The organism is Nocardia aobensis NBRC 100429 (assembly GCF_000308375.1).
In the GTDB taxonomy this organism is placed as follows: Bacteria; Actinomycetota; Actinomycetes; order Mycobacteriales; family Mycobacteriaceae; genus Nocardia; species Nocardia aobensis.
In genome coordinates this window covers 1-3930 of sequence record NZ_BAFQ01000048.1, presented here as the reverse complement: position 1 = coordinate 3930, position 3930 = coordinate 1, and the positions used below count along the sequence as shown (strand labels likewise).

At 56.4% G+C, this 3930-nt stretch carries 2 rRNA genes; both read right to left on the bottom strand.

Annotated features, from left to right (window positions below):
• Positions 1-43: 43 nt before the first annotated feature.
• Positions 44-3156 (bottom strand): 23S ribosomal RNA (locus RJ03_RS05925).
• 323 nt (positions 3157-3479) lie between these two features.
• A 16S ribosomal RNA gene (locus RJ03_RS05920) occupies positions 3480-3930 on the bottom strand; the annotation flags it as partial.

Sequence of the window (3930 nt, the reverse complement as noted above, 5' to 3'; positions counted from 1 at the left end):
GTGTGTTGTTTCAGATACCGCACAGTGGACGCGTAGCAGCTTTGTTGGTAAGTCCTCGGCCTATTAGTACCAGTCACCTCCATGCGTTACCGCACTTCCAGTTCTGGCCTATCAACCCAATGGTCTGTTGGGGGCCTTACCCCCTCGAGGGGGTGAGAAACCTCATCTTGGAACAGGCTTCCCGCTTAGATGCTTTCAGCGGTTATCCCTTCCGAACGTGGCCAACCAGCCGTGCCCCTGGCGGGACAACTGGCACACCAGAGGTTCGTCCGTCCCGGTCCTCTCGTACTAGGGACAGCCTTCCTCAAGTTTCTAACGCGCGCGGCGGATAGAGACCGAACTGTCTCACGACGTTCTAAACCCAGCTCGCGTGCCGCTTTAATGGGCGAACAGCCCAACCCTTGGGACCTACTCCAGCCCCAGGATGCGACGAGCCGACATCGAGGTGCCAAACCATCCCGTCGATATGGACTCTTGGGGAAGATCAGCCTGTTATCCCCGGGGTACCTTTTATCCGTTGAGCGACACCGCTTCCACATGCCGGTGCCGGATCACTAGTCCCGACTTTCGTCCCTGCTCGACCTGTCAGTCTCACAGTCAAGCTCCCTTGTGCACTTACACTCAACACCTGATTGCCAACCAGGCTGAGGGAACCTTTGGGCGCCTCCGTTACATTTTAGGAGGCAACCGCCCCAGTTAAACTACCCACCAGGCACTGTCCCTGAACCAGATCATGGCCCGAGGTTAGAGGTCCAATACGACCAGAGTGGTATTTCAACGACGACTCCACGAACACTGGCGTGCCCGCTTCACAGTCTCCCACCTATCCTACACAAACCGTACCGAACACCAATACCAAGCTATAGTGAAGGTCCCGGGGTCTTTTCGTCCTGCCGCGCGTAACGAGCATCTTTACTCGTAATGCAATTTCGCCGAGTCTGTGGTGGAGACAGCAGAGAAGTCGTTACGCCATTCGTGCAGGTCGGAACTTACCCGACAAGGAATTTCGCTACCTTAGGATGGTTATAGTTACCACCGCCGTTTACCGGGGCTTAAATTCTCAGCTTCGCGAATTGCTCCGCTAACCGGTCCTCTTAACCTTCCGGCACCGGGCAGGCGTCAGTCCGTATACATCGTCTTACGACTTCGCACGGACCTGTGTTTTTAGTAAACAGTCGCTTCTCTCTGGTCTCTGCGACCCAACCCAGCTCCGAGTGCAAGACTCATCACCAGATCGGGCCCTCCTTCTCCCGAAGTTACGGAGGTATTTTGCCGAGTTCCTTCACCACAGTTATCTCGATCGCCTTAGTATTCTCTACCTGACCACCTGTGTCGGTTTGGGGTACGGGCCGTGTACCAACTCACTAGAGGCTTTTCTCGGCAGCATAGGATCACTGAATTCACCTCAACCGGCTACGCATCACCTCTCAGGCACATGCTGTGCGGATTTGCCTACACAACGCCCTACAGGCTTACACCCGGTAATCCACCACCGGGCCCAGCTACCTTCCTGCGTCACCCCATCGCTTGACTACTACAGCCAGGGTCGTGCGCAGCCACATCCGGCCTCCCGAAGGAGGTCCATCCGCTTTTGGGCACTTAGCACAACTGATTCGCCATTGGGCGCGGATACACGGGTACGGGAATATCAACCCGTTGTCCATCGACTACGCCTGTCGGCCTCGCCTTAGGTCCCGACTCACCCTGGGCGGATTAACCTGGCCCAGGAACCCTTGGTCATTCGGCGGACGAGTTTCTCACTCGTCTTTCGCTACTCATGCCTGCATTCTCACTCGCGCAGCCTCCACAACTAGGTCACCCCGCTGCTTCCCTGGCTACACGACGCTCCCCTACCCACCCAGTCGACTGGCCCGAAGGCGATCTGCATGACTGAGTGCCGCGGCTTCGGCGGTGTACTTGAGCCCCGCTACATTATCGGCGCAGGATCACTTGACCAGTGAGCTATTACGCACTCTTTCAAGGGTGGCTGCTTCTAAGCCAACCTCCTGGTTGTCTCAGCGACCCCACATCCTTTTCCACTTAGTACACGCTTAGGGGCCTTAGCCGGCGATCTGGGCTGTTTCCCTCTCGACTACGAAGCTTATCCCCCGCAGTCTCACTGCCGCGCTCTCACACACCGGCATTCGGAGTTTGGCTGACTTCGGTAAGCTTGTGGGCCCCCTAGGCCATCCAGTAGCTCTACCTCCAGTGTGAAACACGCGACGCTGCACCTAAATGCATTTCGGGGAGAACCAGCTATCACGGAGTTTGATTGGCCTTTCACCCCTACCCACAGCTCATCCCCTCAGTTTTCAACCTAAGTGGGTTCGGGCCTCCACGACGTCTTACCGTCGCTTCACCCTGGCCATGGGTAGATCACTCCGCTTCGGGTCCATGACATGCGACTCAAACGCCCTATTCGGACTCGCTTTCGCTACGGCTACCCCACACGGGTTAACCTCGCCACACACCGATGACTCGCAGGCTCATTCTTCAAAAGGCACGCCATCACCCCACATCGAAACGAAGGCTCTGACGGATTGTAAGCGCACGGTTTCAGGTACTATTTCACTCCCCTCCCGGGGTACTTTTCACCTTTCCCTCACGGTACTAGTCCGCTATCGGTCACCAGGGAGTATTCAGGCTTACCGGGTGGTCCCGGCAGATTCACAGCAGATTTCACGGGCCCGCTGCTACTCGGGTATCAATCACGCAAGCCGTCGCGTTTTCGCTTACCGGACTCTCACCGTCTACGGTTGGCCGTCCCAGACCAATTCAGCTAACACAACGGTTTCTGACTTACGCTCCTCACGGCAGTGAGAAGAAGAAAGACCCCACAACCCCGCATAGACAACGACTGCCGTCTATCACATCTACACGGTTTAGCCTCTTCCGCTTTCGCTCGCCACTACTCACGGAATCACTATTGTTTTCTCTTCCTGTGGGTACTGAGATGTTTCACTTCCCCACGTTCCCTCCACACACCCTATATATTCAGATGCGGGTAACACGACATCACTCGTGCTGGGTTTCCCCATTCGGAAATCCTCGGATCTCAGCTCGGTTGACAGCTCCCCGAGGCTTATCGCAGCCTCCTACGTCCTTCATCGGCTCCTGGTGCCAAGGCATCCACCGTACGCTCTTACACACTTACTAACAAAGATGCTCGCGTCCACTGTGCAGTTCTCAAACAACACACCCACCCGGATTGGACATCAGGACTTACCAGCAAAACTGGCAGTATCTCAGAAAATCCGAGCAAGTCGTATCTTTTGCCTGGAAAGAACGTCTGTTCTTTCAGGACCCAACAGTGTGTCGATATATCCCCGCCGGCCGGTCACTGAGTACCGGACGATACGCGGGAGAGGTTGTCAGCGTTCCACCCATGAGCTCCAGCCGGACTACATGTGAGTCCGAAACTGTCTCTGCCAGAGGCGATCTCGACTGTTCGAGACACCGTCTGGAGAAGTGCTCCTTAGAAAGGAGGTGATCCAGCCGCACCTTCCGGTACGGCTACCTTGTTACGACTTCGTCCCAATCGCCGATCCCACCTTCGACGGCTCCCTCCACAAGGGTTAGGCCACCGGCTTCGGGTGTTACCGACTTTCATGACGTGACGGGCGGTGTGTACAAGGCCCGGGAACGTATTCACCGCAGCGTTGCTGATCTGCGATTACTAGCGACTCCAACTTCACGGGGTCGAGTTGCAGACCCCGATCCGAACTGAGACCGGCTTTAAGGGATTCGCTCCACCTCACGGTATCGCAGCCCTCTGTACCGGCCATTGTAGCATGTGTGAAGCCCTGGACATAAGGGGCATGATGACTTGACGTCGTCCCCACCTTCCTCCGAGTTGACCCCGGCAGTCTCCTGCGAGTCCCCGCCATTACGCGCTGGCAACACAGGACAAGGGTTGCGCTCGTTGCGGGA